This window comes from Mycobacterium sp., from assembly GCF_040509115.1.
Classification (GTDB): domain Bacteria; phylum Actinomycetota; class Actinomycetes; order Mycobacteriales; family Mycobacteriaceae; genus Mycobacterium.
The window spans coordinates 1-16,248 of sequence record NZ_JBEVLO010000371.1 but is presented as its reverse complement, the minus strand read 5'-3'; the positions used below and the strand labels follow the sequence as shown (position 1 = coordinate 16,248).

The window sequence follows — 16,248 nt, the reverse complement described above, 5'->3', positions numbered from 1 at the left end:
ATGCCCGCCGGCATCGCCGAGACCTGGGCCAGCGAGCCGAGACCGCTGCTGACGTTGACGACCACGGGTGCGGCCGACCGTTGCAGCAGCGGCAGGAACGCGTGCAGGACGCGCACGGTGCCGAACACGTTCGTCTCGAACGTCTTCTGCATCAGCGGGGCGGTCAGTTCCGCAGGCCCGATCACGACGTTGCCGTCGCCGCGCTCCTCGACGCCTGCGTTGTTGACAAGAACGTCGAGGCCCCCGTCGGCCTCGATGACGGCGGCGGCCGCCTGTACGGACGCGTCGTCGGTCACGTCGAGCTGGACCGCGCGGGCCCCCAACTGCTCGGCGGCGCGGCGGCCCCGTTCGGCGTCCCTGCTGCCGACGTAGACGGTGTGGCCCGCGGCGATCAGTTGACGGGCGGTTTCGAATCCGATGCCCTTGTTGGCCCCGGTGATCAGTGTCGTCGTCATGTCACCACCATGCGCCACTGGGCGCACCGTCAGCCAGGACTTCGACCGTCCTAGGACTGTCAGTGCCAGGGCCGGGGCGCCCGGCGGCGCTGGCCCCGCGGGTCGGTATGGGTCGATCAGGTTAAATCGGCTTGGCCGTCAATTTATCGGGTAGCCCACCCCGGTGACCCCACGGACCATGGGCGTCGAAGAGGAGTTCCACCTCGTCGACCTCAAGACCAGACGCCTGACCGCCCGTGCGCCGGAGCTCCTCGCCGAACTCTCCGATACTTACGTGGCTGAGCTGCAACGATGCGTCGTCGAGATGAACAGCGGGGTGGTCGACAGTCTCGAGGATCTGCGCGCCGACCTAGTGCAGCACCGCAAGGTCCTGGTGGAGGCCGCGGCGACGCTCGGAATCGGTGTCGTCGCCGCGGGCGCGGTGCCGTTGTCGGTACCCGCCGAGATGCAGGTCACCGAGACTCCCCGGTATCGGCAGATGCTCGCGGACTACCAGCTGTTGGCGCGCGAACAGCTCATCTGCGGGACCCAGGTGCACGTCGGCATCGCCGACCGCGACGAGTCCGTCGCCGTGGCGAACCGGGTGGCGCCGTTCGTGCCGACGTTGCTGGCGCTGAGCACCAGCTCACCGTTCTGGTCGGACGGTTCGGACACCGGCTACTCGAGCGGCCGCATGCTGGTGTGGCAACGCTGGCCGACGACGGGTCTTGCGGCACCGGTGTCGACGGCGGCCGAGTTCGATCAGCTGGTCGACGACCTGGTCAACAGTGGTGCCATCGCCGACAAGGGCATGGTGTACTTCGACGTGCGGCCCGCGGTCGAGGCGCCGACCCTGGAGCTTCGGGTGTGCGACAGCTGCCCGTCGATCGACACCATCGTGCTCATCGCGGGCCTGTTCCGTGCCCTCGTCGAACGCGAGGTCGAAGGTCTGCGCGCAGGGACTCCCCCCTTGGGGATCTCCACCCCGATGGGACGCGCCGCGCTGTGGCGGGCCGCCCGCTCCGGGCTCGAAGGCGAACTGGTCGACGTGAGCATTCCGCGTGGTCGCCCCGCCGTCGACGTGGTCACCGAGCTGGTGTCGATGCTGCGTCCGCAGCTGGAGGCGACGGGAGACTGGGACGTGGTGAGCGACCTGGCGCGCCAGACGCTCGTCGCGGGGACGTCGGCCGCCCGCCAGCGTCGTGCCCTGCGCAGGCGGGGCCGCCTCACCGACGTCGTCGACCAATTGATCGACGAAACCGCGGGCCACCTTCCCGACGCAGCGGCGGCGGTCTTCGGGGACCCCACTCTGCTGTTCGGCTACCACCCCAACCGCCCGTTCGATCCGGCCGACACCGCCGCGCCGCCGAGTTACGACGAAGCCGTCGACGTCGACGGTCTGGCCCGACCCGGATACCGGGGGATACTCGAATCCATCGCGGGACTCGGGGTGACCGTACTGAGGGCCAGGGAGAGCTCCATCGAACAGGATCAGCGCGCCGAGAACGTCATGTTCCGGGTCAGCGGCCAGAGCCGGGCGCAGGTATTCCCCCTCGATCCGATGCCCCGCGTCATCGCGGCCGACGAGTGGGCGGACCTGACGGCGGGTCTCGGGCAGCGGGCGAAGGCCCTCAATGCATTTCTGCGCGACGTGTATTGCGACCAGGCCATCGTCGCCGACGGCATCATCCCGGTGGAGTCGCTCGACAGGGCCCCAGGGTTCCGGTCCGTCGGTCGACTGGCGAGCCATGCCGTGCGCGCCCAGATCTGCGGCACCGACCTCGTCTGTGACGGCGCGGGGAAGTGGATGGTGCTCGAGGACAACCTGCGCGTGCCATCGGGCATCGCCTACGCGATCATGAGCCGCCGGCTGCTGTCCAGGCACCTCCCCGAAGTCGTGAGGCCTCGCGGCATCGGTGACGTCGATCGGGTTCCGGAGCTGTTGCTCGAAACCCTGCGCGCATCGGCGCCGGCGCGGTGCGACGGTGAGCCGTCGGTGGCGTTGCTGTCCGGCGGCTGGGACGACTCCGCATGGTTCGAGCACACCTTCCTCGCCGCCGAGATGGACGTGGCGCTCGTCCAGTCCGCCGATCTGTCCGTGCGCGACGGTCGGTTGGTGCGGCACCTCGGTTCGGACATCCGCCCGATCGACGTCGTGTATGCGCGAATGGACGAGGACATGCTGCTGTCCTCCACCGGCTACGACGGGGTGCCGCTGCGGGCTGGCCTCCTCAAGGCGGTCGGCGGGGGAACGTTGACGATCGCGAACGCCCTCGGCAACGGGATCGCCGACGACAAGGCGATCTACGCGCACGTACCCGCGATGATCGAGTACTACCTCGGGGAGAAGCCGCTGCTGGCCCAGGTGCCGACGTGGATCTGTGCCGAACGCGAGCAGCGCGACTACGTCGTCGATCATCTGGCGGAGCTGGTGATCAAGCCGATCGACGGGTTCGGCGGGATCGGCGTCGTCATCGGACCCGACGCGAACGCGGCCGAACTCGACGCCCGACGTCGCGAACTGGAGACCCAGCCCGAGCGCTTCATCGCGCAGGAGACGATCGCCCTCTCCACCCATCCGACGTTCGACGGCGAGGGAATGTATCCGCACTACGTCGACCTTCGAGCGTTCGTCCATCTGCGGCCCGACGGGCGGGACGGGGTGCGCGCCGAGGTGATGCCCGCGGGGCTGACCAGGGTGGCCGCCCACGGCTCGCGGATCGTCAATTCGTCGTCTGGCGGCGGGAGCAAGGACACTTGGTTGTTGACCGACGCTTCGACGTCGTCGACGTAGGGGAACGGACAGCACGTGTGCGGTATTTGCGGCGAGGTCCGCTTCGACGGTCGGTCCGCCGACGTCGGCGCGGTGACCCGGATGACCGACGCCATGGTGTCCCGCGGCCCGGATTCGGATGGCGTCGTGGCGCACGGGCCGATCGCGCTCGGTCACCGACGGCTGTCGATCATCGACCTGTCCGCATGCGGGGAGCAGCCGATGGTGGACAGCGACCTCGGTCTCACCCTGGTGTTCAACGGGTGCATCTACAACTACGAGGCGCTGCGTACGGAGCTGCAGGACGCCGGCTACCGGTTCTTCTCCTCCGCTGACAGCGAGGTCGTGATCAAGGCGTTCCATCGCTGGGGCACGCGGTGTGTGGACCGCTTCAAGGGGATGTTCGCCTTCGCCATCGCCGACCGCGCGACGGGGGTGGTGACGCTGGCCCGCGACCGTCTCGGGATCAAGCCGCTGTACCTGGCCGAGACACCGGGCCGGTTACGCTTTGCCTCGACGGTGGGTGCACTGCTGCGGGCCGGCGAGGTCGACACCGAACTGGACCGCGCCGCGCTGCACCACTACATGAGCTTCCACTCGGTGGTACCCGCGCCCCGCACCATCTATCGCGGCGTACGCAAGCTGCCGCCCGCGACGGTGCGTGTGATCCGGCCCGACGGCTCGTCCACCGACACCGTCTACTGGACACCGGTTTTCGAGCGCGATCAGGAGCGTGCGTCGTGGAGTGACCGCGACTGGCAGGACGCGCTGATGGACTCACTGCGCACGGCGGTGACACGACGGATGGTGGCCGACGTGCCGGTCGGTGTCCTGCTCTCCGGTGGCATCGACTCGTCCCTTGTCGTCGCCCTCCTCGCCGAGCAGGGGCAGACCGGGTTGGCCACGTTCTCGATCGGATTCGACTCGGTCGGTGACGAATCCGGGGACGAGTACTACTACTCCGATCTGGTGGCGAATACGTTCGGCACCGATCACCACCGCATCCACGTCGACGGGTCCCGGCTGCTGCCCGCCGTGCCGAAGACGATCGCCGCCATGAGTGAGCCGATGGTGAGCCACGACTGCGTGGCCTTCTACCTTCTGTCCGAAGAGGTCAGCAAGTCGGTCAAGGTGGTGCAGTCCGGGCAGGGCGCCGACGAGATCCTGGCGGGGTACGACTGGTACCCGCCGTTGGCGAACGTGCCCCGCGAGCGGACGACGGAGGCCTACGCGAAGGTGTTCTTCGATCGCGGGCATGCCGACACGCTCGAGATCTTCAGTCCGGAATACGCCGTGGCCGAGGAGGATCCAAGCTGGGAGTTCGCGCTGGCACATCAGAGTATGCCGGGTGCGGAGACGGCCGTCGACGCGGCGCTGCGATTGGACACCCAAGTGATGCTCGTCGACGATCCGGTCAAGCGAGTCGACACCATGACGATGGCGTGGGGCCTGGAAGCGCGGGTGCCGTTCCTCGACCACGACTTCGTCGAGTTGGCCGCCACCTGCCCCGCTGACCTCAAGTTGGCCGCGGGTGGGAAGGGCGTCCTCAAGGACGCCTCGCGTGCGCTGCTGCCCGCCGAGGTCGTCGACCGCACCAAGGGCTATTTCCCCGTGCCCGGTATCCGTCATCTGCACGGTGAGGTCATGGAGATGGTGCGCGACGCGCTGACCAACGACGCCGCACGGTCGCGTGGCCTCTATCGCCAGGAGACGCTGGACCGCCTCTTGGCCGCACCCAACGACACCCGAACGACGTTGGGGTCCAACGCGTTGTGGCAGCTGGCAGTATTGGAGATGTGGCTGCAGAGCATGGAAGCGCGCTGAGGGTGTGACAGAGCGGATCCGCGCCACCTACGGAGCGTCGCTCTCGCCCGACGGAACGGCATTCGCCTGCCTGGTCGACGACGGCGGCTACCCGCGGGCCGTGCAGCGTTTCCTGCGGGGCTGGCGAGCCACCTCGTCGCGCGACGTGGAGCTTCCGGTGGAGGGGCCGGTCACCAGGATCGTGCACTCCGCCGACGGGCACTGGCTGGCCTGCGAGGTGGCCCCCCACGGCGGCACCCGTACCCAGATCTGGCTGGTGACCACCGATCCCGACGATCGCGGGGCCCGCCGCATCGACAGCTGGCCCGTCGGGCATCCCGAGGGGACGGCCCAGCTGGTCGGGTGGGATGGCATCCAGATCGCGGCGATCCTGACCGGTCAGGACGGCGTCGGCCGTTCGTGCCTGATCAATCCGACTGACGGCACCACGATCGTGCTCGACCGCCGATCGGGCGGCAAGCTGGTCGACTCCTGGGCGGGCGCCACGCTGGTACGGGTGGGCCCCCGCGGCTACCGGGATCTCATCCTGCTCCACGGATTGACCGAGATCGCGCTCCTACCATCCGATCCCGGCGCCACGACCGACGCGGGGGTGATCCTCGACGACCATCAACCCCGTCGCATCCGGTCCGGTCTCGAAGGCGAGACGATGACGCTGTACCACCCGGCGAAGGACTACCCGATCAACAGCACGCGCGGCTACGTGCGTGCCCTGGTCCGCAGCGACAACGGTGCGGAGCACGCCAGGCTGATCGAACTGACCGTGACCGAGGACGGGGTGTCCTACCACGTCGTGGCGGAGCGCCCGGGCCACGACCTCGACGAGTTCGCCGTCAGCGACGACCTCTCGACTGTCGCACTGTTGTGGAACATCAACGGCTGCAGTGAATTACAGGTCCTGCAGTACGCCGACAACACGCTGAGCGCGCCGATTCCGTTGCCAGGCCCGGTCGCCGGTGAGCTCAGCATCAGCGCAGGTGGTTCGACGGTGGCGTTGACCGTGCAGGGCCCGGCGACGCCGAGAACGGTGGAACTCGTCGATCCGAGATCGGGGGAGTGGGAGCGCATCGACCACGAACCGCGGGGTGGCGCGTCAACGCCGCTTCCGCGATTGGTGAGGATCGAGGCCCGCGACGGGCTCGGTCTCACCGGCTGGCTCTACGAGCCACGGGGTGTCGACGTCGCGGGGGCGATGATCTACCTGCACGGTGGTCCCGAGGGCCAGTCCCGACCGGATTACAGCGAGATCTTCCCCGAGTTGCTCGACGCGGGAATCGCCGTGCTGGCACCGAACGTTCGCGGGTCGGGCGGATTCGGCAGGAGCTTCTGCCACGCCGACGATCGACACCTGCGCTTCGGTGCGATCGACGACGTGGCCGACTGCGTGGGTTTCCTGATCGACGAGGGCTTCGATTCGAGCCGAATCGCTTGCAGCGGTTGGTCATACGGTGGTTACCTGACGCAGGCGGTGCTGACGTTTCACCCCGAGCTGTTCGCCGCGGGGGTGAGCATCTGCGGGATGAGCGACCTTGGCACCTTCTACCGAAACACCGATCCGTGGATCGCCGCGGAGGCATATCCGAAGTACGGTCACCCCATCAACGACCGCGAGCTGCTCGACCGGCTGTCGCCACTGCTGCGGGTCGAGGCGCTGACGCCGCCCCTGCTGCTGGTGCACGGAGCGAACGACAACAACGTCCCGCCCGGGGAGTCCCGGCAGATGTACGACGCGCTGCAGAGACTCGGCAGGAAGGTCGAGTGCATGATCCTCGATGACGAGGGTCATGCGATCGTCAAGCGGGAGAACCGCGTGGTGTTGGTGACGGCCATCCGGGACTGGCTCACCGATGCCTTCGAGGTCGCCGGCTGACTACGGGAGCGCGGAGGCCATCCGCTCGACCGCGTCCGCCAGCACGTCGGAGCTCGTAGCGAAGTTCAAGCGGGCGAAGCCGTTTCCGGGATTGCCGAACCGTGGACCGGGCTCCAGCGCGACCCTGCCACGCTCCAGGAACCGTCGTTGCGCGACGTCCGCGTCGCCGAGCGATCTGCAGTCCAGCCAGGCGAGGTACGTGGCCTGCGGTGGCGTCCACGCGATCGGGGGCAGGCGCGTCGCCAGGAGGTCGGTCAGCTGGGCGCGTCGACGGTCCAGCGTCACGAGTAGTCGGTCGAGCCAGGCTCCACCGTCGCGATAGGCAGCGACGGTGGCGAGCAGCCCGAATTGCCCTGTCCGCCATCGGGTATCGGGTGGCAGAGCCTGGATTCGGGCGGCCATCCCGCTCGACCCCGTGACGATGGCGGCGCACTTGAGGCCGGCGAGGTTGAAGGCCTTGCTCGCCGACGTGACGGCGACGGCGACCTCGGGCGCGCCGGGCACCGTCAACAACGGCGTGAAGGTGGCGCCGGGCAGCACTAGCGGCGCGTGGATCTCGTCGCTGACGATCGTCACGCCGTACCGGGTGGCGAGCCCGATGAGTTCGGTGAGCTCGTCCGGATCGTGGACACGTCCGACGGGATTGTGGGGATTGCAGAGGAGATAGGCGGCGGGGCGTCGGGCGAAGGCGTGTTCCAAGGCGGGCAGGTCGAGTCGCCAACCGTCGTCGGTGTGATGCAGCGGAACCTCCCCGAGGCGGGTGCCCGCCTCCTGGACCCAGTCGAAGAACGGCGGATAGACGGGTGGACTGACCACCACGGTGTCGCCGGGGCGCGTGACCAGCCGTAGCGTCTCGACCACGCCGACCCCGACGTCGGTGATGGCGGTGACCTGGGCGGCGTCCACGTCCCAGTCCCACCGCACCCCCGCGAACCCGGCGAATGCCTCGCCGAGGCTCGGAACCGGCACGGCATAGCCGGTGTCCCCGAGGTCGATCGCCTGGCGCAGAGCGTCGCTCACCGACTCCGCCAGTCCGAAGTCCATCTCCGCGACGGTCAGCGGCAGCACGTCGGCGGGATGCGTGCGCCACTTCGCGCTGCGTCGCCGTCGCAGTTCTTCGATCGGCGCTACGTGCAGTTCGTCGGCCACTGAGCGGCTGTACCCGGGACCACGGCCCGCCGAAACTCGGGGTCTTCTGGCCCTTCTGGTCAGGATGACCTGACAGTGCCTGTGCCGAATCCACGGTGAACGAAGGGTGAATTCTCGCCACGCAGGCAGCTCGGTGGTCGAGTGCCCAGCTGAATTGCACGGCGTTTGCCAACGGCGGTGGCCACCGCGGACCACCCCATCCCCGAGGGGTGCGAATCCAGTGCGGGCCACGAGCAAGTGCTCTGGGTGGCACGGCAGGTCCGATCGCATCGCACGCTGCGGTCACGATTTGACGTCGGCGTAGATCGTCGCCGTGTGCGCGCGGTGCGGTGCGGACGGACGGCGCGTTCCGAGCCGGGGGCTGCGCGCGCCGGCGTGTCACGAAACCACGTTTCACGTGTGGCAATGAAGCCCACCATCACAGCCCGGAGCACTCCTGAGCATTTGTGCAGGCATGACTCCCCGGCTGAGCGTCGGGTGCCGCTCTCTTGGGTCTCGGCGGGCGCGGGCAGGGTCGAAATCCGCAACGGCATCTCGCCACGGGGCGGTGGAGGTGGGGCGGGATCACCGCGGGAGGCGAGCACCGCACCGCGTGCGGATGTCGTTGCCAAATCAAGATTCTGAGGATTTCAGCAAACATTATCTGGTAACCGACGGGCTCGCGTAACGGTGCATGTCGGGCACCCATGGATGCGGCGCCAGCCATTTCGGCTTAATGTTCGTTGTGAATCAGGTCCTTGGCGGGCGCCGAGGATCGTAGCGAAAAGACCTTGTATGAAAGGACTTTGACTCATGTCTTCGTCAAGTGTCCCTGTCGCCTCTGCGACGTTGCAGCGGGCATCCTCGGCATTCGTTCGACCCCTTCCCCCGGAAGCGGTGGAAGGTGCGGTGACCGGCGCTCTACCCGGATCGCAAACATCGCGTTTCATCGAGGGCGTCGTTCCGTTGACCGATCATCTGCTGGGGCAAGCATGGAATCTGTGCGCACAACGGGTCGACGTCGAAGACTTGGTCCAGGAGACGATCCTCAAGGCCTTCCTGTCCTACGGCTCATTCCGCGAGGGCTCCAACCTCAAGGCCTGGCTGCACCGAATCATGGTGAACGCCTGGGTGGATTCCTATCGGGCTGCGCAACGCAGACCATCGGAGCTGCTCAGCGGTGATCTGACCGAAGAGCATCCGATCCCCGTGGGCTCGCTTCCGTCACGTGCTCGGCAGTCGGCGGAGGTGGAGGTGCTCGCCGCGCTGCCGGATGCCGCCGTGATCGCCCTGAGGAGTCTGCCAGATGATTTGCGGGACACGGTCTTCTACGCCGATGTCGAGGGCTACCGGAACACCGAGATCGCGAAGATCTTGAACATCCCGGTGGGTACTGTGGGATCACGGCTGCATCGAGGCCGCAAGACGCTTCGCGAGATTCTGACACAAAGGAAGTGCGCATGAGCCCGGGACCGTTGCAGGGTCTGCGAAGGCCCGGTTCCTCACGTCTGGCATCGATGTCGACGGTGGTGCAACCGTCGTGAACGACCGCCTCGCCGAACAGCGCGACCTCGCCGTGGCGCTCAACGAACAGATCGAAACGCTCTCGGTGACGGTGAGCAATGCCGACCGGTCGGTGAGCGTGCAGGTAGACGGGTGGGGCGCACCGACCGGATTGTGGTTGCGTGAGGACGCCTACCGAGACGGGGCCGACGCCCTCGCGGATCAGATAGTCAAGGTCGCACATGCGGCGGCCGAACTCGTCGCCGATCGACAAGCATTCCTGCTGAACGAGTTCGGGAAACGAGCTCAAGGAGTCGACGAAGGCGTGGAGTAGGCACCGACGGACGGACCCGGGACCGGCGCCTGCCCCCCGACGCCGCCTCAACGCACCCGAGGAAACTTCGCAGCCACGGCGCCCGCCAGCTCCAGGTAGGCGCGCACCGCATCCGGAGACAGCATGGCGAAGTCGACGTCGGCGCCGCTGGCCAGGTGCGGCTCGAACGGGATGACGTGGATGGACCCGCTCCTTGCCTCGAAGTACTGGAACACCTCCTCGAACACCGGTGATTTCGAGTTCGCTTGAGCACCACTGAGAACCACGTGCGACTCCCGCGCCAACATGCCGTAGCCATGCTCGCTCAACCAGTCGAGCGTGGCCGCGGCGCTGCGGGCGGCGTCCACGGCCGGCGAGCTGACGAGTACCAGTGCATGCGCCAGGTCGAGCACGCTCGCCATCGAGGAGTGCATGATCCCGGTTCCGCAGTCCGTGAGGATGATGTTGTAGTGCGCCTGCAGAATCTCGACCGTGCGTCGGTAGTCGCTTTCGCCATAGATCTCCGCCACCGCGGGGTCCTGCACGCTGGCGAGCACCTCGAGTCGGCTGGGCGCCATGCGCGTGTGCTGGCGGACGTCGGCGTAGCGCGAGACGTCGGGATCGAGCAGCAGGTCGCGCACCGTCGACGTGGTCGACGAATCTGAGATGCGCTCGGCCAGCGTGCCGCGGTCCGGGTTCGCGTCCACCGCGATGACGCGATCGGAGCGAACCATGGCGAACGCCGAACCGAGTCCGATGGTGGTCGTCGTCTTCCCCACGCCCCCCTTGATCGAGAGCACCGCGATCCGGAAGTCGCTGCCGAGGGGCTGCTTGATCTGCTCCAAGAGGTCCTGCTGCTCGCGGTCCTTCTGCGACACACCAGGATTGACCCGGCCCCCGGTCGCCCGATAGAGCATTCGCCGCCACCCGAATTGCGGGGTCAGCCGTTCGGGCTCCAGGGAATCGTCGTCGTCGAAGGGCCGGGCCGCTCGCGTGGCCGGGGTCTGAGTCTGAGCGCGTCGGCGGGCCGCCAGTTCGTCATCAGGAGCGGGGGGTGGTGGCGCAACCCGGTCCCGGCGGGGTGGCATCCGCGGTGGTGGCCCCGGCCAGCCCGGAGGGGGCGGCGGACCGTTCCAGCCGGGAGGTGGGGGTGGGGGACCGGACTGCCAATCTGGGCGGAATGCCCGCCGGGGGTCCGCGGGCTGCCCTCTTGGCGGCACCGGGCGACCATGCCCGCGGGCGTCGGCGGCCGGCGATGCGTCGAGATTGCGGTCCCGGTGTGCGGGCGGCTCCACCACGGGCGGATCGGCGGTCGGCTGCCACGGCGGCGCGGCCATCCGGCGCCCGGTGCGTTGCGTGCCGTCCGAAGTCGGGGCTTCGACGGGCGGGGCTTCGACGGGTGGGGTTTCGACAGGCGGGGGCGCCTCGGCCTGGGCCGTTTCGGCCTGGGGCGTTTCGGGCTGGGGCGTTTCGGCCTGGGGCGCCGGTTCGACGGGTTCGGCACTCGGGACGCGCTCCCGAGGCGCGGCGTCGTGCAGGCCTTGCCGTGCGGCCAGACGCGCCATCAGTTCGGCGGCCCTGCTGTCCACGTCGTCGCCCGGCTGGGGGGCGAATTGGTCGTCGTCTGTCACAGTCACCCTAGTTACTCCAATTGTGGTTTGTCATAACGTGATTGAGCGTCGGATCGGTAATTCGGCCCTCCCCTACCTCCGGGTCGGCGCGTGCAGAACGGTGATCGCGATGCCTGCGAGCACCGCGCACCCGACCAGGACGCCGAGCCCGAGGTTTCGCGCGCGGTGGTCCGCCGAGACGGCAGGCGCTGGCACGGCCACCGCCCGCACGACATCGGGGCTCGACGGCTGGGCCGGCACCTGGAAGGTCAGTGCGGCCACCGGATCGATGACGCCGTAGCCGACGGCCTCGTCAGGACCCGACGACGCCGTCCGGGCCGTGCGCTTGATCCGCTCCATCACCTGGCCCGCGGACATCTCCGGGAACCGCGACCGCAACAGCGCGACCACCCCTGCGGCATAGGGGGCCGCGAAGCTAGTGCCGTTCACCGGTACCGGCCCGGCCGTGGGATCCAGCCAAGCGTTCATCAACCCCGGACCGGTCGGGCTGAGCGACGTGATCTGCGCACCGGGCGCCGCGACGTCCACCCACGGTCCGCGCAGCGAGAAATCGGCGGGCTGGCCCGCCGCGGTCACGGCGCCGACGGTCAGGACGTAATCGGAGAACCACGCCGGGCTGGCGACCGTACGCACCGTGGCCCACGCATCGGAGACCGGCAGGTTCGGATCGCCCACCCCGTTCTGGGCGCTGCACTTGCCCTGTTGGGCAATGTTTCCCGCCGCGGCAACGACGACGACGTTGCGCTCGAACGCATAGCGCACCGCCAGACCGACTGCGGCGTCGTCGATGTCCGTCCCCACCGGCGCACACGCCGCCTCGGACAGGTTGACGACGGTCGCCCCCAGATCGACGGCCCGCACGATCGCATAGGCCAGCGTTTGCGTGTTTCCGTACCCCGCCGACGTGGCGTTCGGATCGTCCTGGGCCGTCCCCGCTCCCTTCACCGCGTACACACCGCTGTTCTGCCGAATGGACAGGATGGTCGCCTCCGGCGCCACGCCGCTGAAGCCGTCGTCCTGGCTCGGCGCGGCGGCGATGATTCCAGCCACCAGCGTGCCGTGCGCGTCGCAGTCCACCAGGCCATCCGACGACGAGACGTAGTCGCCTCCAGGCTGAAGGGCGAGCAGCCTGGGGTTGGGCGCGACGCCGGTGTCGATCACCGCCACCTTCTGACCCGCTCCCCGAGAGAACTTCCACGCGGCGCTGTAGTCGAGCATCACGTCACCGGCCGATCGCCGCTGGAACTGGGTGCCGGGAAGGGCGGTGGCCTGTGCGCACACCGTCTTCTGCTCGGTGGGGTCCATCGGGGCGACGGGCCCCGTGGGCGGCGGGCCCGGTGCGACTACCGGCGGGCCGATGGCCGCCGCAGGCGCCGGCCAGGCCACGATGCCGCCGACGAACAGGACCACCGCCGCCACCCTGCCCCAGGGCCTCTTGCCTTGCCCCACACCGAGCCTCATCACAGCAGGCCTCATCACAGCAAGCCCCATCACAGCAAGCCCCATCTCGAATAGACCCCGACCACCCACAGTGCGCTCGGCCCGATCAGGGCGAACGCGAGATAGGACAACGTCGTGAACAACGTCCGCCATCGTGGGTGCGGCTGTTCGGACGCGGACCCGACGGCGGCGGCGACGATCGCGCCCGCCAGGAGCGCCGAGGCGCCCGCCACCGACATCGGCTCGTCGCCCTTCACCGCGGCGACGGCGGCCACGACGACCAGGGCCACCGCGGGCAGGCCCGACGCCGCTCGCCCGACGAGGGCGCTGGCACCCGGGCGGGGTAGCCCCAACGCCGCTGCACATACCCCGCCGAACGCCAACGTGGACCACGACGGCGTGGGTCCAGACGGGTTGGGCCCAGCCCAGAGCACCACCGCCGCCGCGGAACAGGCGCCGACCGCCAAACCGAAGGACAGCCCGCTGCGCAGGGCGCGGGCCAGGGCGACGCGGCGGCCGACGTCCGCACCGCCGGGTGGCGGGCCGGTGCCCGGCGACGACTGCTCGGCCACCGGCTCGGGTCGGGCGGGGCGGGAATAGTCCAGCCGCGCGGTCAACCGGGGCACGGCCAGCGTCGCGACCGTGGCCCCAACGGCCACGCACACCGCGGCGTCGACGCGGGTGAGCCCGGCCGCATGGATGGCCAATCCGATTGCAGCGCAACCGAAGAACACCCCGGCGGCGATGAAGCCCCCCACGCCGGCGCCGACGAGGCGGTACCCCGCCGTGCACAGCAGGATCAGGGCCAACGCCCCACCGGTCAGCGCAAGAGTGCCGTGGGGTGACAGACCGGCCCAGCACCCGGCCGCGGCAATGGGGAGGCAGGCCCACCCCAGCGCCGCACCGGCCCGAGGTGTCCCGGCGCTCCTGGCGAAGATCGCGGCGACGACCAGCAGCGTCACGACCACGAACGCGGACAGGCCGAGGATCGCGGCCCGCCGTGGGCTCGACGCATCGATCAGCAAGAGGTAGATCCAGGCCGCGGCGGCCAGGCCCACCCCGAGGTACGCGGTGCGACCGGCGGCGGACGCGTTCCAACCGGGATGGCCCAGTTGGTTCAGCTGAGCCGCGGCATCGACGACGTCGTCGTACAACGTGGGGGCGGCGAGGGTCCGCCGACCTCGCAGGTAGATGACGTCGTCCTGAGTGATCTCGGCGCCGCGCAGGGTGCCGTCGGGCGCCAGGGGTGTTCCTGACCGGGCTCCGACCAGCGTCCAGACCACGTCCTTGGGTCGGTCCTCGGACCCGGCGGGCGGCGTGGTCGATCCACCTTGCCGGGGCTCGGGGGAGCCGTCGAAGAGGCGCACCACCTCGGGCACTAGCAGGGCGACCGGGACGTCCAGCGGGAGGGACACGTCGACCTGTCGGTGCTCCCCGACGACCGCAACCCGCACCAGGTCGGGCACCGGTGACACCGCTGCGTGCCCGTTCGAGTCGAGATCGGTTGCCATCAAGTCGATTTCGGTCACAGGTCCGGCATCCGCGACAGTTGGATGACGTCGGAGTTCACCGACCGGGACATCAGCATGCCCCGTCCGGGTGGCATGGGTTGGGGACGGAAGCCGAAGAGCGCGCCCTCGTCCTTGGTCCCGCTCATCACCAGGCCGTGGCACGACAGATCCTTGAGACGCCCGAGGATGGGATCCATGATCGCCCGCCCGGCTCCACCGATGCGGCGTGCGATGACCACCCGCAGACCGACGTCGCGGGCCTGGGGCAGGTATTCGACGAGCGGGCCAAGCGGATGGTTCATCGAGCCACCGGGGATCAGGTCGTAGTCGTCGATCAGGACGTAGACGTCGGGGCCGTGCCACCACGACCTGTCGCGGAGTTGCTGCTGGGTGACGTCGCTGGGTGGCAGCCGTTCCTTCAGCATCCCCGCGAGTTCCTGCATGGCCTCCAAGCAGGACTGCGCGGCGGTCGCGTAGGCACTCAGGTAGTCGCTCTCGACCGCACCCAGCAGCGTGCGCCGAAAGTCCACTGCGACGATCTTGCATTCCTCCGGCGTCGAGCCCTCCACTAGGCCCGCGGCGATGTTGCGCAGCAGTCCGGTCTTGCCGCACTCGGCGTCGCCGAACACGACGAGGTGGGGCTGCGCGTCGAAGTCCAGCACCACGGGCGCCAGCTCCGATTCGCTGACCCCGATGGCCACCTTGCTCCTGCCCAGCGCGCCTGCGGTGCGGGCGGCCGCGGTGACGGCGTCGCGGTCGACGTCGTGCGGGAGCATGCGCACCCGAGGCGCTTCCCGGTCGCCGTATGCCGAGCGCACCGTCGCGCAGGCCGCGGCGACGCCGGCCGGGAGATCCTCGACGTCGGACGTCGAGTCCAGCCGCGGCAGGCCGATGAGGATGTGCAGCCGCTCGGCGCTCATCCCGCGTCCCGGTCGCCCGACGGGAACCAGCTCGGCGAACTTGCGTCCGACGTCGCTGTCCATCGGGTCACCCATCCGCAGCTCGACGCGGGTACCCATCATGTCCTTGACTGCCGGTCGGATCTCCATCCAGCGGGTGGCGCTGATCGCGAGGTGGACGCCGTAGGACAGGCCCTGGATTGCGATGGCCTGCAGGGCAGATTCGAGCATGTCGAAGTCGCTCCTGATGGTCGCCCATCCGTCCACGACGAGCACCACGTCACCGAAGTGGTCGCCGCTCAACGGGTCTCGGGCCGCCTCCGCCGGCGGCATGGCGGCCAGGGTGGCCTTCCGCTGGCGGAAGTCGCGCATCGACTCGATGCCCAACTCGCGAAAGCGCTCCTCCCGCGCGCGCAGGATTCCGGTCACCTCGGCAACGGTGCGACGGATGCGATCCGAATCCATCCGGCCGGCCACGCTGCCGACGTGTGGAAGGTTGGTCAGACTGCCCAGCGTGCCGCCGCCGAAGTCCAGGCAGTAGAACTGAATCTGCTCCGGGGTGTGGGTGGCGGCCGCGGCCATGATGAGAGTGCGTAGCGCGGTGGACTTGCCCGACTGCGGGCCGCCGACGACGGCCACGTTCCCCTTCGCGCCGGCGAGGTCGAGGACCATGACGTCGCGCCGCTGGTCGTAGGGTCGGTCGACGATGCCGACGGGCAGCAGCAAGCGTCCGTTGACGTTTCGAGGGTCGATCCAATTGGAGTCGGGCAGCAGGGCGTTCACGGCGGGGCTGGCCTCCAACGGGGGCAACCACACCTCGTGGGCGGGCCTGCCGTGTCCCTGCAGTCGGCTGACCACGACGTCGAGCAGCGTCGTCCGCGTCGACGACGTGGACGTTTCCTCCTCCGCGAGGACGGCCACC

The 16,248-nt window shown here is 69.0% G+C and carries 10 protein-coding genes and 2 pseudogenes; 6 read left to right on the top strand and 6 right to left on the bottom strand.

The genetic code is table 11. The features are described 5' to 3' along the window. Positions 1 to 455, bottom strand: a 455-nt coding sequence (locus ABW137_RS25720) for an SDR family NAD(P)-dependent oxidoreductase (protein ID WP_526404289.1), incomplete at its 3' end; no start/stop codon positions are given. Positions 456 to 633: 178 nt separating this feature from the next. On the opposite strand from ABW137_RS25720, the pseudogene ABW137_RS25715 reads away from it, so the two are divergent. From ABW137_RS25715 to ABW137_RS25700, 4 genes and pseudogenes are all read left to right on the top strand, one after another. Beyond that, a pseudogene (locus ABW137_RS25715) lies at positions 634 to 1,698 on the top strand (carboxylate-amine ligase); the annotation flags it as partial. A 246-nt stretch (positions 1,699 to 1,944) separates the two neighbouring features. Next, entirely contained in the window at positions 1,945 to 3,228 is a 1,284-nt protein-coding gene (locus tag ABW137_RS25710; RefSeq protein WP_526404290.1) for a circularly permuted type 2 ATP-grasp protein, read from the top strand. A gap of 15 nt (positions 3,229 to 3,243) precedes the next feature. Further along, positions 3,244 to 5,031, top strand: a complete 1,788-nt coding sequence (locus ABW137_RS25705; RefSeq protein ID WP_526404288.1) for an N-acetylglutaminylglutamine amidotransferase — start codon at positions 3,244 to 3,246, stop codon at positions 5,029 to 5,031. A gap of 4 nt (positions 5,032 to 5,035) precedes the next feature. Continuing rightward, positions 5,036 to 6,901, top strand: a complete 1,866-nt coding sequence (locus tag ABW137_RS25700; protein WP_526404287.1) for an alpha/beta hydrolase family protein — start codon at positions 5,036 to 5,038, stop codon at positions 6,899 to 6,901. Here the strand turns inward: ABW137_RS25700 and ABW137_RS25695 are convergent, their stop codons facing one another. Further along, positions 6,902 to 8,050, bottom strand: coding sequence for a MalY/PatB family protein (locus tag ABW137_RS25695; RefSeq protein ID WP_526404286.1), 1,149 nt, complete (start codon positions 8,048 to 8,050; stop codon positions 6,902 to 6,904). 792 nt (positions 8,051 to 8,842) lie between these two features. Between ABW137_RS25695 and ABW137_RS25690 the strand changes: the two genes are divergently transcribed. Both ABW137_RS25690 and ABW137_RS25685 read left to right on the top strand, forming a co-directional pair. Continuing rightward, entirely contained in the window at positions 8,843 to 9,493 is a 651-nt protein-coding gene (locus ABW137_RS25690) for an RNA polymerase sigma factor (RefSeq protein ID WP_526404285.1), read from the top strand. 76 nt (positions 9,494 to 9,569) lie between these two features. Next, on the top strand, positions 9,570 to 9,866 hold the full coding sequence (locus ABW137_RS25685; RefSeq protein WP_526404284.1) for a YbaB/EbfC family nucleoid-associated protein: 297 nt from the start codon (positions 9,570 to 9,572) through the stop codon (positions 9,864 to 9,866). Positions 9,867 to 9,913: 47 nt separating this feature from the next. Here the strand turns inward: ABW137_RS25685 and ABW137_RS25680 are convergent. From ABW137_RS25680 to eccCb, 4 genes and pseudogenes are all read right to left on the bottom strand, one after another. Continuing rightward, positions 9,914 to 11,023 (bottom strand): annotated as a pseudogene (locus ABW137_RS25680) (MinD/ParA family ATP-binding protein); the annotation flags it as partial. A gap of 525 nt (positions 11,024 to 11,548) precedes the next feature. Further along, positions 11,549 to 12,937 carry a type VII secretion-associated serine protease mycosin gene (mycP, locus tag ABW137_RS25675; protein ID WP_526404283.1) on the bottom strand — a complete coding sequence of 463 codons (1,389 nt, stop codon included), beginning with the start codon at positions 12,935 to 12,937 and terminating at the stop codon, positions 11,549 to 11,551. Positions 12,938 to 12,966: 29 nt separating this feature from the next. Then, positions 12,967 to 14,445 (bottom strand): type VII secretion integral membrane protein EccD, encoded by a 1,479-nt coding sequence (eccD, locus tag ABW137_RS25670; protein ID WP_526404282.1) that lies wholly within the window; start codon positions 14,443 to 14,445, stop codon positions 12,967 to 12,969. Beyond that, the coding region (gene eccCb, locus ABW137_RS25665) for a type VII secretion protein EccCb (RefSeq protein ID WP_526404281.1) at positions 14,442 to 16,248 on the bottom strand (1,807 nt) is incomplete at its 5' end. The genes eccD and eccCb, both read right to left, overlap by 4 nt.

Excerpts from the sequence above, each read along its gene's own strand:
- ABW137_RS25710 (WP_526404290.1), top strand. The coding sequence starts at position 1,945 with ATGTTCCGGGTCAGCGGCCAGAGCCGGGCGCAGGTATTCCCCCTCGAT.
- ABW137_RS25690 (WP_526404285.1), top strand. The coding sequence starts at position 8,843 with ATGTCTTCGTCAAGTGTCCCTGTCGCCTCTGCGACGTTGCAGCGGGCA.
- mycP (WP_526404283.1), bottom strand. The coding sequence starts at position 12,937 with ATGAGGCTCGGTGTGGGGCAAGGCAAGAGGCCCTGGGGCAGGGTGGCG.